Annotated in this window: 8 protein-coding genes; all 8 read right to left on the reverse strand. The window is 72.4% G+C overall.

Annotated elements, in window-relative coordinates:
* Nucleotides 1-82 precede the first annotated feature (82 nt).
* Entirely contained in the window at nucleotides 83-2,035 is a 1,953-nt protein-coding gene (locus tag JHY01_RS11055; protein ID WP_205325689.1) for a hypothetical protein, read from the reverse strand.
* Complete coding sequence (locus JHY01_RS11060) at nucleotides 2,032-3,207, reverse strand: VWA domain-containing protein (protein WP_205325690.1); 1,176 nt, start codon at nucleotides 3,205-3,207, stop codon at nucleotides 2,032-2,034. The genes JHY01_RS11055 and JHY01_RS11060 overlap by 4 nt, the downstream gene beginning before the upstream one ends.
* Complete coding sequence (locus tag JHY01_RS11065; protein WP_205325691.1) at nucleotides 3,207-5,489, reverse strand: DUF5682 family protein; 2,283 nt, start codon at nucleotides 5,487-5,489, stop codon at nucleotides 3,207-3,209. Before JHY01_RS11065 ends, JHY01_RS11060 begins: the two co-directional genes overlap by 1 nt.
* Nucleotides 5,486-6,577, reverse strand: a complete 1,092-nt coding sequence (locus tag JHY01_RS11070; protein WP_205325692.1) for an AAA family ATPase — start codon at nucleotides 6,575-6,577, stop codon at nucleotides 5,486-5,488. The genes JHY01_RS11065 and JHY01_RS11070 overlap by 4 nt, the downstream gene beginning before the upstream one ends.
* A 13-nt stretch (nucleotides 6,578-6,590) precedes the next feature.
* Nucleotides 6,591-8,726, reverse strand: coding sequence for a DUF4132 domain-containing protein (locus JHY01_RS27715; protein WP_205325693.1), 2,136 nt, complete (start codon nucleotides 8,724-8,726; stop codon nucleotides 6,591-6,593).
* A 136-nt stretch (nucleotides 8,727-8,862) separates the two neighbouring features.
* Complete coding sequence (locus JHY01_RS27720) at nucleotides 8,863-12,183, reverse strand: DUF4132 domain-containing protein (RefSeq protein ID WP_205325694.1); 3,321 nt, start codon at nucleotides 12,181-12,183, stop codon at nucleotides 8,863-8,865.
* Nucleotides 12,173-15,463 carry a DUF4132 domain-containing protein gene (locus JHY01_RS11085; protein ID WP_205325695.1) on the reverse strand — a complete coding sequence of 1,097 codons (3,291 nt, stop codon included), beginning with the start codon at nucleotides 15,461-15,463 and terminating at the stop codon, nucleotides 12,173-12,175. The genes JHY01_RS27720 and JHY01_RS11085 overlap by 11 nt, the downstream gene beginning before the upstream one ends.
* An 81-nt stretch (nucleotides 15,464-15,544) precedes the next feature.
* Nucleotides 15,545-18,859: a DUF4132 domain-containing protein gene (locus tag JHY01_RS11090; protein ID WP_205325696.1), complete on the reverse strand. Its 3,315-nt coding sequence runs from the start codon at nucleotides 18,857-18,859 to the stop codon at nucleotides 15,545-15,547.
* Nucleotides 18,860-18,909 lie beyond the last annotated feature (50 nt).

Here is an 18,909-nt window from a genome sequence, read left to right on the forward strand (position 1 = left end):
TCGCCGACTCTGCGAACGCCGAACGGATGGCTCCGGCTGTGATACGAGTGGCTGGAGATAAGAGTGGGGATTACCCAGGGCATCAGTGTAGCTCAGCGGTGACCAGCATTCGGACGGCGGCGGCGGTCCAGGCGGCGCATTTCGCGGTGTCGTCCCCGGCGTCCAACGCCTTGGACAGGTGCACGAAATCACTTGCGGCCCTTTGCAGTCCGACCCGCTGGAGCTCGGCGGCGGTGGCTTCCGCGCGGCGGCGGGACGGCTCGCGGGCGCCCCGCAGACCCTGGTGCGCGAGATCGGCGCACGCGATGAGCGCGCTCTCGATCGCGGCGGCGACCGGATCGGTCTCGGCGACGGCGTCGACCGCGGACAGCTCGGCCGTGTCGTCACCGGGCGCGAAGTCGGGGACCACCGGGCCGTCCTCGGTGAGGAGCGCGGTGGGCTCGACGATGAGCTCGCCGCGGTGGCGGTGCACGTGCCCGGCGACGCCGATGATCCCTTTGAGCAGGGCCTGTTCGGCCGCTTCGAGGGCGCCGGGGGAAGCGCCGCGATGGGGGACGCGCAGGATCGCGGTGCCGCCCTTCGGGGCGCTGATGCGGGCTTCGAGACATTGCGCGGCGGGGTCGTAACCGAGGAGCCGCGCCTCTTCGACGGCGATGACGCGCAGGGATTCGGCGGCCACGCGCGGGCGCACGAGCGAGGGCGGGCGGGCGGCGAGTTCCACGGCCAGGGCGTCGAGGTCGGTGGTGCGCAGCGAGTCCGGGAGGTCGTTCCAGGCCGGGCCGAGCGGCAGGACCTGGGTCTTGGCGAGGCGGCCCGTGCCGAGCCTGAGCGCTCGGGCCGCCGTGCGCGAGGCGGCCTCGGTGACGGTGTTCCCCGAAGCCAGCGCGCCGATCTTGCAGCCGGCGAGGCGGCGTGAAGCGAGTTCGGATCCCGTGGGGCCGCCGTCCTCGGATGCGGGCCAGTCGCGTTGGACCGCGAGGACCATGCCGGTCTCGGGTTGGGCGAGGTAGATCTCGAGGGTGCGGGTCTCGCCTTCGGTGGCGACGCGGGCGCCGAGGCCGGTGAGGCGCACGAGGGTGAGCGGGGTGGCGTCGGCTTCTTCGCTGCCGAGGATCTGGGCGGTCGGGGTGCCTTCGGCGTGCCGGGCCGCGCGGGCTCGGGCGGGGAGTTCGGCGAGGAGGGCGGCGAGTCGCTGGGGGTCGTAGGCGGCGGAGCGCTGTTCGTAGCGCTCGAGCTGGTCGATGAGGTCGTCGACCGCTCCGGCGGGCCAGTGGGCGCGGCGGCGGGTGAGCGCTTTGGACTCGCGTTGGAGGGCGGCGCGGAGGACGCCGTCGGCGCCGACCGCGCCGTCGAGGAGGACGCGTTCGGCGAGGGCGAGCGCGGCGCCGAGGTCGTCGGTGGCGGCGGTGCCGCCGACGCTGACGGTGGTGGTGTCGGGATCGCCGGCGGTGTCGAGTGCGGCGCGGAAGGCCCAGACGGCGAGGACGATGGCGGTGTCCCGGGCGGGTCCGGTGGCGTCGGTGTGGACGTAGCCGAGGCCGGGGACGAGGAACTTGACCGTGGCCGCGGGGAGTTCGGCCGCTGCGGGCCGGTCGGGGCCGGGCAAGGTGAGGCGGGCGGTGTATCCGGCGCGGCGGGTCTGCTCGGCGGCTTTGAGGGCGTGGTGGCCGAGGGCCTCGCGGAGCTGCTCGTCGGTGATGGCGGCGGGACTGGTGACGGGTTCGGTTTCGGCCGGTGCGGTTTCGGGCGTGTCCTGTGCGCGCTGGTAGGCGAGGACAGCGCCGACGCGGTGGCGGCATTTGCCGGTGGCACCGCAGGTGCAGGTGGAGGTTTCGAGGCCGCCCGAGGCGGGGAGGGCGGTCTCGGCGCCGTCGGGGAAGACGGCGGTGAGGGTGCCGTCCTCGGCGAGTGCCACGGTGGGCGCCGTCCCGGCGTCGAGGTCCTTGGCGGCGCGTTTGACGAGGCCGCGGTTGGCGAGGGCCGCAAGGGCATCGGGGGTGAGGGCGAGGAGGTCGTGCCTGGGTTCCGCGGTCACGTGCCGAGCCTTTCCGCAACGAATTCGACCAGGTGGGAGGGGGTCATGGCGCCGACGTGGGCGCCTGCGTCGCTGAGGCGCGCGGCCATGCCGCGGTCGAAGATCGGGTTCGCGTCCTCGTCGAGGGCGGCGAGGCCGAGCACCTGGGTGCCCTGCTCGCAGAGCTGCTTGACGAGGTGGACGAGCCGGGCTTCGCTGCCGCCTTCGTAGAAGTCGCTGATGAGGGCCACGATGGAGCGGCGCGGGTTCTCGATGAGCCCGGCGCCGTATTCGACGGCGCGGGCGATGTCGGTGCCGCCGCCGAGCTGGACCTTCATGAGCAGTTCGACCGGGTCGTCCACATCGGAGGTCATGTCGACGACGGCGGTGTCGAAGGCGATCAAGTGGGTCTTGAGTCCGGGGAGGGCGTGCAGGCACGCGGCGGTGACGGCCGAGTGGATCACCGAGCCGGTCATGGATCCGGACTGGTCCACGAGCAGCACGAGCTGCCACTGCTCCAGGCGTTTCGAAGTGCGCGAATGGAACTGCGGGCGTTCGATGGCGACGCGCCGCTCCTCGGGCTGGTAGTGCTTGAGGTTGGCGCGGAGCGTGCGTTTGAGGTCGAAGTCGCGAGAGCGGCGGTGGAAGCTGGGTTTGCGGGTGCGGCTGCCGGTGAAGACGGTGCGCACCTGCACGGAGAGCTTCTCGACGAGTCGCTGCACGACCTCTTCGACGATGCGGCGGGCGGCTGCGAGCACCTGCGGGTTCATGAGGTGCTTGGTGCGCAGGACCGCTTTGAGGAGGGCCGGGCTCGGCTCGATGCGCTCCAGCACGTCGGGATCGGTGAGCACGTCGCTGATCTCGTAGCGTTCGATCGCGTCGCGTTCGAGCCGCTCGATGGTCTCCTTGGGGAAGAGCCGGTGGATCCCGTCGAGCCAGTCCACGGTGGTGAGCTGCGAGGGCGAGTCGTCCGCGCCGCGTCCGCCGTCCCGGTCGCCTCGGGCGCCGCCGCGGCGGACGCCGCGTTTGCCGAGGTCGTCGTCGCGGCTGTAGAGCCAGTCGAGGGCGGCGTCGCGTCCGGCGTTCTCGGCGCTGAGGCCGCCGGTGCGGCTCTCGGCGGCGGGCCCGAGGATGAGCCGCCAGCGCTCCAGGTCGGCACCGCTCTGCTGGGCACTGTCGTGCTGGTCCCCCATCAGGATTCCTCTCCGAATACGAGGTCTTCGCGGGCGAGGGCGGCCTCGACGCGGGCTTCGAGGGCCATCGCGGCGGCCATGACGACCGGGTCGACGGCGAGTTCGCGGGTGAGGCCGCGGGCGTCCCCGCCGCCTCGGGCCGCTACCAGGCGTTCGGCGATGAGGCCGCGTTCCCGCGGAGGGAACATCGCGAACGCCTGCCGCAGGGCCGGAAGGGCGATCAGGAATTCGTCGTCGCCGAGGTCGCCCACGAGTTCGTCCACAGCGGACACGACGCCCTGCTCCTCGGCGAGGACCTCCTCACGGGCGACCGCGAAGAGCCCGGCGAGCCAGTCGCCGAGGCGGTCGGGGTCGGCCGCTCCGGCGGCGGCTTCGGCGGCGTTCGCGGGTGCGCCGAGCGCCCAGGCGAGGCCGAGGGCCGCGCCGCGCAGATCGGGCGGGGCCTGCCCGTCGACCGCGATCCGTTGGGCCGCAGCGGCCACGGAGGGGGCCGGAGGTGTGAGACCGGGGGCGTGACGCACGGCGTCGCGCAGGGCGCGCATCGCGTGGAGGCGGCCGTGGTCGGCCGGGCCGGGGCCGGCGTGCAGGCCCTCGGCGAGCCACAGGACGCGGTGCGCGCACGCGGTGACCACTGCGGCGTAGAGGTCGCTCCCGGCGGTGCCGAAGAGGTGGTCGTGGCGCCACAGTGCGAGGACGGTGCCGAGCGCGGGGCCGACTTCGCCGAGGTCGCCGCTGTCGTCCACAGCGGACTCGACAGCGGCGCCGAGCCGGTCGGTGAGGTGCGCGCGGCCGCACAGGGCCGCGTCGAACAGCATGGCGGCCAGGGCGTCGAGGGCGCTTTCACGGTCGGCGCGCTGCTCGAGGACGGTCTGGGCGGCGTCGCCGAGGGTCGCGCCGAGCGCCCCGGACTCGATGAGCACCGGGAGCCGGTCGGCTCTCGAGTCGAGCGTCCAGTGCTCCTCGGCGTGGACGTCCGAGCCCGCCGTGGGACCGGCGTCGCGCTGCACACCTGGGAGGCGCAGCAGGCGCATGCAGTGGAGGACCCGACTGCGTTCGAGGTCCTTGGGCTTGGCGAGGTCGAGCCGCAGCGGGCCGTCGCCGTCGAGGCGGAGGCGGGCCATCTCGGCTTCGGCGTCGTCCACGAGCGGCGGCCGGGGCGTGTCCGGGTGGAGGCGGCCGACGCGCTCGCCGGTGAGCGCCGCGGTCATCTCGACCACGACCGGATGCGTTCCGGCCGTGAGCGGGCCGCGCCGGGTCCACGGGAGGGGCTGCTCGAGGTCGTCGCTGATGAGGGCGCTGGCGAGGCCGTCGAGGAGATCGGTGCGGCCGGGCCGTTCGTGCCCGCGCAGACGCGCGAGGCCTTCGGTGAGGCTGCGCGCGCCGATGAGGTCTGAAGTGGAGACGTGCAGGCCGCGGCCGCGCAGGCGGGTGGTGATGCGCTGCACGAGCGTGGCCGCCGCCTCCTCGGGCCCGGCTTCCCAGAGGCGCTGGTAGTACTCGGGCGAGGGCATCCCGGACTGGTATCCGGCGAAGGCGTCGAGGCGCTTGAAGGAGTAGGGCACGAGGTAGCCGCCGGTCTCGGTGCCTTCGGGGGGTTCGGGCAGCGGCGGGGGCGCCGTGTCCCGGTGCTCGTCGACGGCGCGTTCGACCATGCGGCGCAGCGCGGGGGCGTGGAAGCCGCCGCACACGACGAGCACGGGGCCGTCGGTCGCCGCCAGCGTCGCGTGGACCCACCGGGCCATGAAGGCTTCGCGGGCGGTGTCCGCGTCGGCGGTGTCGGCCTCGCCGCGCACGAGGTCGAAGTACCGGTCGAGCCGGTCGGCGAGCCCTTCGGCGTCGGCGACCTCCACGAGGTGGTCCCAGAGGGCGTCCACATCGTCGACGGCGAAGGCGCGGCAGAGCCGGTCGGTCGCCTCGGTGTAGCGGCGCTCGGCGTCCGAGTAGCGGTTCTCGACGCCGTCGAAGGCCTGGTGCCAGGCGGGGAGGTCGATGAAGCGGACCTCGGCGCCGATCCGGCGGCCCTCGGTGAGCGCGACCCACTCGGGCGAGTAGTCGCACATCGGCGCCCAGGTGCGGCGCACCGCCAGATCGGTGCTCGCGTACGAGTAGATCGCCAAGGGCAGTTCGTGTTCGAGGGCCAGTTCACCGAGGCGGTCGTTGAAGTCCGCCGGGCCCTCGATGAGCACGGCGGCGGGCCGCAGCTCCTCGATCCGCTCGGCGACGAGGCGGGCGCAGGCGGGCGAGTGGTGCCGCACGCCCTGCAGATGCAAGCGGTCGATCATCCGGGCAGCAGGTTCCGGGCCTGGTAGAGCGATTCCCAGTGCGGGCCTTTGCGTTTGGGGGCCTTCTGCTCGAGGTAGCGGCGCAGGCGGGCGAGGTCCTCGGCGTTGTCCTTGGCGGCGGCCCCGGCCATGCAGTCCACGATGTCCCCGGCGACGGCGTTGCCGCCGCGCAGGTACCAGGCCTTGATGCCCACGGCGTGGGCGACGGAGACGGCCTCGGCGGTGGACATGACGGCCTGCGGGCGGCCCGAGTTCGCGTCGCCGGTGCGGAGGTCCCGGAAGACCCGCACGAGCACTTCGAGCACGTCCCGCGACGGCGGCGCGGGCACGCCCGAGCGGGACAGGGCCGCGGCGGCCTCGGTCTCGACCAGGTCGAGCTCCGTCTTGAAGTCGGCGATGGGGAACACCGTCTCGAAGTTGAAGCGGCGCTTGAGGGCCGCGCTCATCTCGTTCACGCCGCGGTCGCGGGTGTTGGCGGTGGCGATGATGTTGAAGCCCTCGCGGGCGAACACCATCGAGTCGCCGTCGAGCTCCGGGATGGCGAGCACGCGGTCGGACAGGGGCGAGAGCAGCGAGTCCTGGACTTCGAGGGGGCAGCGGGTGATCTCCTCGAAGCGCACGACCCGGCCTTCGGACATGCCGCGCAGCAGCGGCGCGGGCACGAGCGCGCGCTCGGTCGGGCCCTCGGAGACCAGCAGGGAGTAGTTCCAGGAGTATGCGATCTGGTCTTCGGTCGTCGACGCTCCACCTTGGATGGTGAGGGTGGAGTCGCCGGAGACGGCGGCCGCGATGAGCTCGGACAGCAGCGATTTGGCGGTGCCGGGCTCCCCCACGAGCATGAGGCCGCGGTTGGTGGCGAGCGTGACGAGCGCCCGGTCGATGAGCGAGGGGTCGCCGACGAACTTGCGGCTGACGCCGCGCGATTCGTCGCCCACGATGAAGGTGCGGGCGGCCTGGAGGCTGAGGGCCCACCCGGGCGGGCGCGGCGACTCGTCCTCGGCGGCGAGCTTCTCGAGCTCGGAGGCGTAGCGGCGCTCGGCCGGCGGGCGCTGGAGTTTCGGCTCTGCGGGGAGTGCGGTGGCTGTCATGGCGGCTTTCTGCTCAGTAGTGGATGCCGGTGGCGCGGCCGAGGCCGGCGAGGATCTCGGCGACGAGGACGGGGTCGAGGGCGTCGCCGCGCAGCGTCGGGACGCCGCGGCGGCGGTTCTTGGTGGGCGAGAACCAGATCCAGAGAATCCGGTGGCGGCCTTCGGGATCGGGGTGGTCATGGTCGGGGCTGGGGTCGATCTCGGCGAGGAGGTGGGCGTTGTCGACGATAGCGGCGCTCTCGGCGTTCAGCGCCGCGCGCGGGAGGTCACGGGCGAACAGGTAGGTGAACGGCCTGGCGGCCCAGTCGGGTGTCTCGTCCCAGTGGAGCCGCTTCCAGTCGAGCACTTCGCTCAGCGCGGCGAACGCGGCGGTCGCGCCGGAGAACCGGTCGAGGACGCCGGTGCGGGCCTCCTCCGGGGTGAGCGTGAGCGCCGGGCGGGCGAGCTGGTCGAAGGGCTGCAGGATCTCGTAGTCGGCGAAGAGCTCGGTCCAGAGCGGCAAGTCGGTCCCGAGGAGCACGGGGTGCGCGAGCCGGACACGGGCGTCGTCGAGCAGCTCGAGCGGCTTGTCGTTCACATCCGCCAAGCTGCCGTCCTCGGCGAGGCGGAAGCCTTGGGGCCCGGCGGCGGTCTCGCCGATCCAGAGGAGGCCGCGGGCGAGCGAGGAGAGCACCGGGTGCGCTCTGAGGTGCGCGAACTCGTCGGCCGCCCAGACGCGGCTGGTGAGCATCGCTTCCTTGAGGCGGTCGCTCTGGAAGGCGAGCTCGGCGGCGAGGTCCTTGGAGAGCTTGCGGAAGCGGGTGATCGAAGCCTTGGCGGTCTCGGCGTCGTCGCGGGCGCCGGGGCGGGGCAGGCGGGCGCGGGGTTTCCCCGCGGCGTCGGTGATGCTCAGCTTGAGCCGGTCGTCGGGCTTGATGTGGAAGACGCGCGACCCGAAGTCGAGCGTGAGCCGAGCGGGGTCGTCGAGGCCGAGCGCACGCGCGTCCCGGTCCGCCAGGGATTCCACTTCGGACCCGGCGCGGGCGGCGACCTTGGCGGCGTATACGGTGGCGAGCTCCAGCACCGAATCGTGCTGTTTGCCCCGGGAGAGGCGGTACAGCGCCGGGAACGCGAGCTCGGCGGGGAACCCCGCAAGCGTCTCCAGCGCCATGCCGGTCCCGGCGAGATAGCGGGCGCTCGATGCCGCCGCCCACCCCTCGACCAGCGCCGCGGCCTCGGCCCCGCCGAAGCGGGCGAGCTGGCCCACCGACCAGTCCACATTGCCGTACCGGCGCACCAGCGCGAGCGAGAATCGGGCGAGCGATTCGCGGTCGCAGGCCTCGGCGACGGTCTCGACGGCGGGGTACGGCGTGCGCGGAGACCACTGCGAGAGGACGGCGATGAGGTGCGCGACGGCGGTGGACGGCAGGACTGCGGAGCGGTCGGCGGTGAGGACCGGCGGGTGCGGGTCGTCGCTGTGAGGGGAGCCCGGGTTGGGGTTGTTGAGGAGCGGCCGGTCGGGGTAGTCGGCGAGCACGGCTGCGACGCCCGCCACCGCTTCGGGCCCATGGGATTCGGCGCCTTTGATGACGGCGTCGGGGCCGTGGCGCCAGGCGAGGAGGCGGAGCGCGCCTCGTGCTGTGGTGCGCTGGTAGCCCTTGGGGCCGAAGGCTTCCGGGACGAGGAGCGGCACTGCGTGGAGGCCGTGGCGGTCGAACCAGTCGAGGCCGGGGCGGCGTCCGGCGTCGAGGCGGAGGCACCAGTGCGCGGCGACGGCGGCGGCCGGGGTGCTGCGGATCGGGAGCAGGGCGCGGCCGTGCCAGGGGGAGTCGCGGAGCACTTCGACGGCTTCGTCGGCGATGGACGGGCCTCGGCGGGCGAGCTGGGAGAGCGCGCTGTCGACGAGCTTCCACCCGTATGAGTAGCTGATGCCGACCTGCTGGTCCCAGTAGGTGTCCGGGTCCCATTCGACGAGGTCGGGTTCGATGGCCATGGCACGCTCGAACTCGTCGCCCCGCCCGACGATCTGCGGGTCGGGGGCTTGCAGCCCGGTGATCTCGCGGGGCGGGCGGCTCCGGCGCGGCTCGGCCCAAGGCGGGGAGACGAGCACCTTCGGGAGGTCCGCGAGCGCCGCCTCGGGGAGGTCGAGAGGCGGCGACTCGATCGTCACGTCGAGTTGCTTCTCTTGTGGCGCAAGGCGTTCGGGCATATCCGGCTTTCGGGAGGCGGCTTCGTTCTGGAGAGCATAGGAGGACGGTGCGACACGCCTCCGGCCCGCCGTGTTCGAACAGCGGGCCGGAGGCGGCTCAGGCCAGGTCGGTGGCCTTCGCCAGCGCCACCAGCGTCTCGGAGGCGACCACGAGGTCGACCGGGCCGAAGCCCGGCTTCGGTTCGGGGACGTCCCAGCCGTTCAGGTCCCGCTCGGAGAGCACCACGGTCCGCAGTGTCTGGTCAGGGCAGTAGTCGACCGCACCGACCCAGATCCCGGGATCGAGGTCGAGCACGAGGTACCCGGCGCCGCGCACCTCGCACGACATGCCCGCTTCGATGCCGGCGTCCAGCGGGGCGGACCGTTCCCAGCCTCTGCTCGTGAGCCCGAGGAGTCGGCCGACGGGAACGGTGATCCCTTCGAAACGCGTCAGGCGGCCTGTCTGCAGTTCTTCCTCGGTGAAGGCCATCACGGGCCGCCCCAGTTGCGGGAAGGGCTGCAGGATCTCGTAGTCGGCGAGGATCTCGGCCCAGGCTTCGACCTCGTCTCCCATGATCGCGGGGTGCGCGAGCCGGACGGCGGCGTGCTCGGGGATTGCGAACTCGTTCTCTTCGACGTCGGTGCAGCCCTTGTCCTCCGCGAGGCGGAAGGCGGTGCGGGTCCCGTCGGTCTCGGCTGCCCACACGAGGCGCCTCGCGAGGTGCCACACGAGCGGGTGCTGCACGAAGTGCTCCTCGAATTCGGCGGGCGTCCAGGTGCGGCCCCGCACCATCGCGCGTTCGAGCCGTTTCACCTGGTCGGCGGCGACGGTCCGGAGGTCCTTGCGGAGGGCCGCGAACCGTCTGTAGGCGGCGTCGGCGAGCAGTTCGTCGTCCTTCGCGCCCGGTTTCGGCAGGCTCTTGCGCGGTTTCCCGTCCATGTCGGACACGAACGGCTTCAGCGCCTCGTCGAAACCGACCTTGAACCGCCTTGGCCCGTAGTCGAGCACGAGCGCTGACTCCTCGCGCAGCCCGAAGTCGGGTACGAGCCGGTCGCCGAGCTGGTCGGCGGTGAGTCCGAGGTTCGCGGCGATCGCGTCGATCTGCTCTCGCGCTTCGGCCTTGATCGCGGCGAACTTGGCCTTCTCGGCGATCTGGTTGATCGCCCGGAGCGCGGTCTCGGTGCCGATGGCGCCGAGTACCTTGAGGCCCTTCACCGCCCGCTGGTGCTGGTTCTCTCCGGGCCATTTCGCCACGAGCGGCTGGAGGACGCGCACGGCTTCGTCGTCCGCGAAGTGCGCGAGCTGCGTCAGCGCCCAGCCGTCCTCGGGGGGCGCTCCGGCGGTGAGCCACTGCTCGAACAGGGCGAGGGAGAAGCGGGCCAGGGAGATCCGGTCGCAGGTCTCGGCGACGACGGCGACGCCGGGGTAGTCGTACTCGGGCGTGCCGATGGCGAGCACGGTAACGAGGTTGCGGATGGCGGCGTTCGGCAGCGCCTGCTCCCGGCCTTTGAGCAGCACCTGCGGCAGCGCCGCCGGGGACGCCCACGCACCGGGCTCGGGCACCTGGATGCCGATGGGCACGAGCGGGTCGATGTCCACGAGCGCGCCGATCGCGGCGGCGGCCTGGTCGCCGTACTGGACGGCGGTTTCCCGCACCAGGTCCGCGCCCTGGGTCGCGGCGAGGTAGCGCAGTGCGGCCTCGGCGGCGGCGCGGAGCTTCTTGGCCCTGCCGAGCGCGTCCGGGATGAGCAGAGCGGCGGCGTCGGCACCGTGCCGGTCGAGCCATTCGACCGCGATGGACCGCATGGTCTTCAAGCGCACCAGCGCGTCCGCGGCGTACCGGGCGATGGCGAGGTTCGCGATCGGCGGGAACAGGACCCGCCGGTACTCGGTGTCGTACGAGGTGGCGGCCATGATCTGCGGGGCCGCCGCGGCGCCGAGGTTCACGAGGATGCGCTGCATGACCTGGATGTTGAAGTAGTTGTTCGCGGTCTTCCAGCGCGGCAGGAGTTCGGCGGCGACCTCCGGGTGCGCGAGGGCGAGCATGACGGCCTGCTGGTGGGCGTCCCTGGCGTCGAACTCCCGCGTCTCGTACTCCCAGCGGGTGCGGCTCCAGTCGGCGGACTCGCCGTACGGGGCGAACCGGTGGTGGTCGAGTGCGGCCCACGCCTCGCGTTCGCCTGCGGCCCAGGTCATGCGGTTGATCGGCGCCGGTTCCAGGCCTTTGAGGACGACCGCGTCGCGCGCGGAGCCGGCGGCGGCCCAGGGCGGGGCGTCGAGCAGGGCGGGGACGGCCTCGGCCGGGGCTTCGGGGACGCGTCGGCCGCCAGTGATGAGCGGCGCGACGGCCGCCTGCGCGGCCTCGTCCATGAGCGGCAGCACGGTGTCGAGCAGGATCGGGTCGGAGTGGAGCAGCGTCGAGAGCTGCCTGCGCTCGTCGGCGTCGGCGGACGGGAGGCGACGGGCGATCAGTCGCATTGCGCGCCTGGGGAAGTTCGCGGCCGCCTCCATGGCGAAGCCCATGGCGTCCGGCTGGTCGAGCTGGTCGAGCAGGGCGGTCATGGCCTCGTCGCCGGGCATCGCCGCAAGCGCCCGGTACACGGTCTTCCGCTCGCCGGGGTCGATGCAGCCGCCGAGGTACCCCAGGAGGACGGGCAGTGCCGCGGCCCCGACGCGGTGCAGGAGATCGGCCGTTTCGGCGGCCAGGAGCCCGTAGAAACGGCTCGCGTCCACTTCGATCAGTTCCAGCTGCGCCTCCGTGGCCACCAGTTCGAGCAGCAGTTTCGCGTAGCCGCGGGGCGAGGGCGCGACCCGGTACTCCTCGCAGACCTGCGTCAGCCAGGCCTCTTCGTCGGGCACGAGGATGCTCACCGCCAGCCGCAGTTCGGGGCGGGTGCGGTGCTCGGCGAGGGCCGCCGTGATCGCGTCGTAGCCGGCGTCCGCGGCGATGAGCGCGCGGACCTGGCGGACCTCGGTGCTGTCGTGGAACTTCGACCAGCCGCCTTGGGACAGCGGCCGCCACGAGAGGCCGAGCCGCTGGGGGTTCCGGTCGAAGTCGAGGGCGTACGCGTAGGCGAGCGCGGTCGCGGCGAACGGCAGGCCGTGCTCGGCCGCGATCAGGTCGAACACCGGGCGGTACCCGGGGTTGCGGATGCCGAGGGTGGCGTTGGAGAGCACCATGACGACGCCCGCGCCGCCCGCATCCGCTGTGCCGTCGAGGAAGGCCGACCCGGCGGCGGCCAGCTCGTCGCCAGCGCCCTTGGCGAGGCGGTCGCGCACCTGGTCGCGGTACTCGGCGAGCTGGGCGCGTCCGGCCTCCGGGTTGAGCTTGACCTTGCGCTTGGCCGCGCCGCGGCGGGGCTGCACGAAGCGCTTCCAGGTACCGGGGAAGACGAGGCGGTCCTCGTCGGGCAGGTCCAGGGTCGGCTCACTGACCACGGTGCACTCCGTTCAGGCTGTTGAGGGCGCCCAGTACCTCTGAGGCGGTGACGGGGTCGATGTCGTGGGGGTGGCCTTCGCCCGCGCCTTGCCAGCCCGGTCGCCAGAACTCCAGGCGGTCGGAGAGGTAGACGCCGTTCAGGCGCTGGATCGGGTTCTCGGCGATCATGCCGACCCAGATGCCCGGGTCGAGGGCGATCGTGACGTAGCCGCCTCCCGGCAGCGGGTAGTAGATGCCCGGTTCGACTCCGGCGTCCTCGGGTGCGGCGCGGCGCCAGCCGCGCTTGGTGAGCGCCAGGAGGCGCCCGATCTCGACGTCGGCGTCATCGAAGCGGGCCAGGTGCCCGGTGGCGAGTTCCTCATCGGTGAACGCCAGGACCGGTCTCGAGAGCTGCTCGAAGGGCTGCAGGATCTCGTAGTCGGACAGGATCTCCGCCCAGGCGTCGATCTCCTTGGGCTCCAGGTGGACCGGGTGCGCGAGCCGGATGACGGCGTCGTCCGGGAGCAGCACCGACTCGTCGTTCGCGTCGCTGAAGGTGCCGTCCTCGGCGATGCGGAATCCGGTGCCGCCGGCCAGCCAGACCAGCCGGCGCGCCAGGTGCTTGACGAGCGGGTGCTCCACGAAGAACGTCTGGAACTCCTCAAGGGACCAGGTGCGGTCGCCCGCCATGGACGATTCGAGCCGGGCCACCTGATCGGCTGCCGCGGTGCGCAGCTCCTTCTTGAGCAGCGCGAACCGCTGGTAGGAGGCTTCGGCGATCGCGGCGTCGTCCTTCGCGCCCGGCTTCGGCAGCGTCTTGCGGGGCTTCCCGGTGTCGTCGGTGACGTACGGCCGCAGCTGCTCGTCGAAAGCCACGGTGAACCGGCGCGGACCGTAGTCGAGCACCAGCGGATCCGCGCCGAGCCCGAAGTCGGGGACGAGGCGGTCGGCCAACTGCGCGGGACTCAGACCGAGCCCGGCGGCGATCAGTCCGATCTGGACACCGGCTTCGGCTTTGAGCGCCTTGAACTTCACTTTCTCCGAGATGCCCTGGATGGCTCGCAGTGCCGTCTCTGAGCCGATCGCGCCCAGCACGCCGAGCCCGCTGACAGCCCGCTTGTGATGGGCTTGACCGGGCCATTCACGGACCTTCGCGGCGAGCAGCCGCACCGTCTCGTCATCGGCGAAGTGGGCCAGCTGGGTCAGCGCCCAACCCTCCTTCGCGGGTGCGCCCTCGGCCAGCCACAACTGGAACAACGCCCTGCTGAAACGCGTCAGCGAAGCCCGGTCGCAAGTCGCGGCGACCACGTCCAGGCCCGGGTACGGATAGTCGGGGGTGGCCAGCGCGAGCACGGTGATCAAGTGCGGCAACGCATCCGCGGGGAGCGCCTGCTCGCCGCCCGCCAGGAGGACCTGCGGCAGCAGCGCCGGGTCGATCCAGGAGCCGGGCTTCGGGACTTTCACTCCCCGCGGTTCGAGCGGGTCGCCGTCGAGGAGGGCGGCGACCACCACCGCGGCCTCGGGTCCGAACGGTTCGACCGCGCGGGTGACGAGGTCGGGGCCGTGGCGCAGCGCCAGGAACACCAGGGCGTTCTCAGCGAGACGGCGGGCTTTCTTGTCCTCCCCCAAGGCGTCCGGGACGAGCAGGCGGGCGCCTTCGGTGCCGTGCCGATCGAACCAGGCGATGGCGCTGGCCCGGGCGGTCTTCAGGCGGTCGAGCCAGTCGGCGGCGAGGCGGGCCGCTTCGACGCTGAGGATCGGCGGGAGGGCCGCGTGCTCGAGAGGGTCGCTGCGCAGGGATTCGACCAGGCGGTCCGCGACTTGCGCGCCGAAGCGGGCGAGGATGGTCTTGCCGTAGTCCGCGGTGTACCGGGGGAGGTCGCCATCCCAGCGGTCGACGACCGTCGCCGCGACGGCGTCGGGGGCGTGGACGAGGATCGCGGCGAGCATCCGGTCGTGGTCGCGGGACCCGAGGCTGCGGGCGCGGTGCGCCCATTCCTCGTCGGTGAGGCGGCTGTAGTACGGCTCAGCGGGGGTCGTCCAGCGTTCCCGTTCGCCTTCGGCCCAGACGATCCGGGTCTCGGTCGCGGTTTGGAGGCCCGTGATGACGACGGCTTTGCGTTTGGGGCGCTTCCGCGTCCACGGCGGGTCGGCGAGCAGTGGCGGGAGGGCTCCGGCAGGGGCCTCCGGTACCTGTCCGGCGTCGACGGTCGCTTGTCCGCGGAGTGCCGCCGGGACGACCGCCGCGAGGGCGGCGAGGCGGGGCCGCAGCTCGGGCACGGTCGTTTCGGCCGCCGCGGCGATCGCACGGATCGCGCGGCGCGGAAAGCGCGCGGCCGCGTCGGCCGCCGCCGGGAAGACCTGCGGTTCGATGAGGTTGCCGACGAGGTGGGCCATGGCCTCGTCGCTCGGGAGGACGGCAATGCCGTCGAGGAGGGCCCGCCGCCGGTCGGGGTCGTTCTCGTTGCGAAGGGTCGCGGTCAGGTACGGAAGGGCTGCGGTGCCGAGGTTGTCGACGATCGCGGCGACGAGCTTCGGGCTGACCCAGTAGGGGTCGGGTTTGGAGAGGCGGGCGGTGGCGATGAGGTCGGGGCGGTCGATGACGTGCCAGAGGAACGCGTCGAACTCGAACGAGCCCGCGGTGCCGTACTCGGCGCAGATCTCCGCGGCCCAGTCCTCCCGCTCGGGGAAGAGGGCGGTGGCCACGAACCGCTGCACCGGGGTGGTCCGGAGGTTCGCGGCCCCGGCCAGCGCCTGGTCGTACTCGGTTTCGGAGGCGGCGGCGAGGAGGCCTCGCACGACGCCCATGCCGTCGGGGATCTCCCGGACGATCCTGCCGAGATTCCCGACGGAGCCCTCCTGGAGCTGGCGGTCCGCGAGGCCGTTGGCGCGGGTCCAGTAGTCCCCTGACCAGGGGTTGAGCGAGAGTTTGACGATCGAGGCGCGAACGGCGAACGGAATGCCGTGCTCGATGGTCCAGGCGTCGATTTCGGGGCGCAGGAGGTGCCCGGACCCGTGCTTCTCGGTGCTCAGCAGGGAAGCGATTGCCCCCGCGCCGAACGCGTCCGCTTCCCCGTCGAGGTGGCGCAGGACCGAGGGGGCGACGGCCTTGTTGAGGGGGTTGGCCATCGCGGCGCGGAGGCCGTTCTCGTAGCGCGCGGTGCGCACGCGGACCTTGTTCGGCGCTTCGGGGTCGAGCGCGACGGGTTCGCCGATCCGTTTGCCGCGCTTGGGCAGCAGGTATTCGGTCCAGCTTTCGGGGAGCACGAGCTCGTCCTCGCGGGGTTCGGGTGTCGTCATCGGGTTCCTTTGGAGGGCGTGAGGGGTTCCGCCCCGAGCCTAGGGCTCGGGACGGGAGTCCCTCGTGTCGGTCGGTTCGGTTCAGGCGGCGGTGAGCCGGGCGAGCGCGGTGAGGATTTCGGAGGCGGTGACGGCGTCGATGTCCTTGGGCGGCTCCGGAACCGGGTCGCCGTGCCACGGATAGGCCTCTGTGGAGACGAGGTGGACGCCGCGCACGGTCTGCTGCGGGTACTCGGCCGGATAGCCGACGTCGATGCCGGGTTCGACTGCGACGGTGGCGAAGCCGCCGCCCGGCAAGGGGAAGGCGACCCCGGGGCACATGCCGCCGGTGCGGGGTTCGGCGCGCCGCCAGCCGCGGCGGGTCATGCCGAGGATCCGGCCGACCTCCACTGTGGCTCCTTCGAAGCGCTGGAGTCGGCCGGTCGCCAGGTCGTCCTCGGTGAAGGCGAGGGCGGGTCGGGCGAGCTGCGGGAACGGTTGCAGGATCTCGTAGTCGGCGAAGAGCCGGGCCCAGTCGGCGAGCCGGTGCCCCAAGTGGACGGGGTGGGCGAGCCGCACGGTCGCGTCGTCGGCGAGTTCGAACGCCTCGTCGTCGGCATCGCTGAACGAGCCGTCCTCGGCGATGCGGAACCCGGCGTCCCCGGTCAGCCACACGAGGCGGCGCGCGAGTTGCCCGGTGAGCGGGTGCTCGGCGAAGTAGCGACGGAACTCGTCCGCGGACCAGTCGCGTTCGGTGACCATCGCGGCCTCCATGCGGCGGACCTGGTCGGCGGCGACCTTGCGCAGCTCCTTCCTCAAGGCGGCGAAACGCTGGTAGGCGTCCTCGGCGAGCTCGGGGTCGTCCTTCTCACCGGGCCTGGGGAGGCTCTTGCGGGGCTTGCCTTTGTCGTCGGTGACGAGCGGATTGAGCTGCTCGTCGAACGAAACGGTGAACGAGCGCGGCCCGTAGTCGAAGACGAGCGCGTCAGCCTCGCCGAGCCCGAAGTCGGGCACGAGCCGGTCGGCGAGCTGCTCGCGACTCAGTCCGAGCTCCGCTGCGATGCGGGCGATCTGACGACTGGCTGCTGCCTTGAGCGCCTTGAAATTCGCCTTGTCGGCGATGGCCTGGACGGCCCGCAGGGCCTCCTCGGAGCCGATCGCGCCCAGCACCTCCAGGCCGGCGACGGCCCGCTTGTGCAGGCTCTGGCCGGGCCAGTCGCCGATGCGCGGAGCGAGCGCCCACACGGTCGTATCGTCGGCGAAATGGATGAGCTGCTTCAGCGCCCAGTCGTCCTTCGCGGGGGCGCCGATCGCGATCCACCGTTCGAACAGGGACCGGCTGAAACGGGTTAGGGAGGCGCGGTCGCAGGCTTCGGCGACCGCCGCGACTCCGGCGTAGGGGGCCTCCGGGGTTCCCAAGGCCAGCACGGTGACCAGATGCCGCACCGATGCGGCGGGCAGCGCCCGCTCACCGCCCCTGAGGAGGATCTGCGGCAGGATCGGCGGGAGGACCCAGTCGCCGAGCCGCGGGACCTTGACGCGCGGTATCAGCGGGTCGACCTCGAGCATCGCAGTGACCGCTTCGGCCGCTTCGGTGCCGTATGCGGCGGCCCCGGCCGCGACGGCTTCGTTGCCGTGCAGCGAGGCGAGGTGGGCCAGCGCGAACTCGGCGTATCGTCGGAGTCGCCTGTCGGACCCGAGTGCGTCGGGTACCAGGAACGGCACTGCGGCGAGCCCGTGGAGCTCGAACCACTGGACCGCGCTGTCCCTGGCGGATTTGAGCCGCTCCAGCCGCTCGGCCGCGATGCGCGCGGCGGCCAGGTTCAGGATCGGCCCGGGGAGAATCTGGCAGCGGTGATCGACGGCGGGGACCTTGAGCACCCGGTCGATCACGCGCTCGCCGTAGCGGGCGAGGATGCGCAGAAGGTCGTGCGGATAGCCTGCGTCCGCCTCGCCGTTCCAGCGCTTCAGGAGCGCTTCGGCCCGCTCAGGCGCCGCGTACGCCACGGCGTTGGCGAATTCGTAATCGTCGGGCTCGGTGTCCGGAGCGTCGACCCAGAACTGCTCGTCGCGGTAGTAGCGGGGCCCGCGATCCCATCGGGCCTTCTCGGTTTCAGTCCACGCCACGTGCGATTCGGCGGGCGGCTCGAGGCCTTCGATGACGACCGGTTCGGCCTTGGGCCGCTTGCGGGTCCACGGCGGGGCGACCAGCAGCGGCGGCAGGTCCTCGGGGGCGGCTTCGGGAACGCGGCCGTCGCCCTTCAGCAGGTCGGCGAGGACCGCCCGGTCCGCTTCGCTCAAGCGGACGTGCAGTCCGGGGTCGATGAGGTGCGCGATGGCGGTGGTCCAGAGGCGCACGTCGGTGTTCGCCGTCGGGGCGAGTCGCACGGCGGTGCGGAGTGCGCGGACGGGGAAGCGGGCGGCGGCCTCGGTCGCGGCCCCCCACACATTCGGCTTGTCAAGGCGTTCGAAGACGAACGCCGTGGCGTCGTCGCGGGGCATCAGGGCGATCGCCAGGTAGAGCTGCCTCCTGAAGTCGTCGTCGAAGTGCCGGCGGGTCTGCTCGGTCTCGAGCAGGACCGGGAGCGCGTCGATGCCGAGGCCGCCGAGCAGGACCGCGATGATCGCGGTGTCCGCGATGTAGTCGTCGATCCGGGTGATGCCCGCGGCGGTCAGGTGCTCGGGGCGGCTGGCGGCATGCGCGACGACCAGGTCGGCAGAGGACCAGTACCGGGCCTTCCCGTAGTCGGCGCAGGCTTCGTGGACCCATGTGGTCTCGGTGGGGAGCAGGAGCATGGCGGCCATGCGTTTCGGGGCGGTGTCGCGGTGCACCGCGACCGCGGCGACGACTTCGGCGTACGCCTCGTCCGAGGCGGCGGCCAGGATCGACCGCACCGAGGCGATCCCGCCATGGGTCAGTTCGTGGTGGCACGTCTCGGGGTGCGCGACCTCGTGTTCGGAGACCCTTCGCTTCGCGATGGCCGAACCGCCGTAGTAACCGCCGAACTCCCCGTCGGTGACCGGTGCGACGGCGAGGCGTTCGACGGCCGCGGCCGCCGCGAAGGCCAGACCGTGCTCGTAGAGCCAACAGTCGAACTCCGGGCGGAGCCACGAGGCATCGGCGCGCCCGTCGTAGTCGAGGATCAGCGTCGCGATCGCGGCGGCGCCGCGGGGGTCGGCCTTCCCGTCGAGGTACGCGTCCGCGGCCTCCGCGTACCGCGCGTTGCCGCGGACCGATAGCGCGGCCCGCAGCTGCCTCTCCCGCTTCGCGATCCCCCGCTGCCACCGTCCGAGCCACGCCGGGTCGGCGAGCTCGACCGGCGTCCCCTCCCGTCTGCCGCGCCACGGCAGCAGGCGGGCGTTCCAAGCGGCGGGAAGTTCGAGCTGGACTTCTTGGGGTGCAACGTATTCAGGCATCGTGAGCTTCCGTGGGACCGGGAATGTCGGTGCCGAGCATAGGAGGCGGG

Origin of the sequence: Glycomyces sp. YM15, from assembly GCF_016918015.1 — a bacterium.
Taxonomy (GTDB): Bacteria; Actinomycetota; Actinomycetes; order Mycobacteriales; family Micromonosporaceae; genus Glycomyces.

Bases quoted from the DNA above. Each gene is read 5' to 3' on its own strand.
- JHY01_RS11085 (WP_205325695.1), bottom strand. From the start codon at position 15,463: ATGACGACACCCGAACCCCGCGAGGACGAGCTCGTGCTCCCCGAAAGC.
- JHY01_RS11070 (WP_205325692.1), bottom strand. From the start codon at position 6,577: ATGACAGCCACCGCACTCCCCGCAGAGCCGAAACTCCAGCGCCCGCCG.
- JHY01_RS11090 (WP_205325696.1), bottom strand. From the start codon at position 18,859: ATGCCTGAATACGTTGCACCCCAAGAAGTCCAGCTCGAACTTCCCGCC.
- JHY01_RS11060 (WP_205325690.1), bottom strand. From the start codon at position 3,207: ATGGGGGACCAGCACGACAGTGCCCAGCAGAGCGGTGCCGACCTGGAG.
- JHY01_RS11065 (WP_205325691.1), bottom strand. From the start codon at position 5,489: ATGATCGACCGCTTGCATCTGCAGGGCGTGCGGCACCACTCGCCCGCC.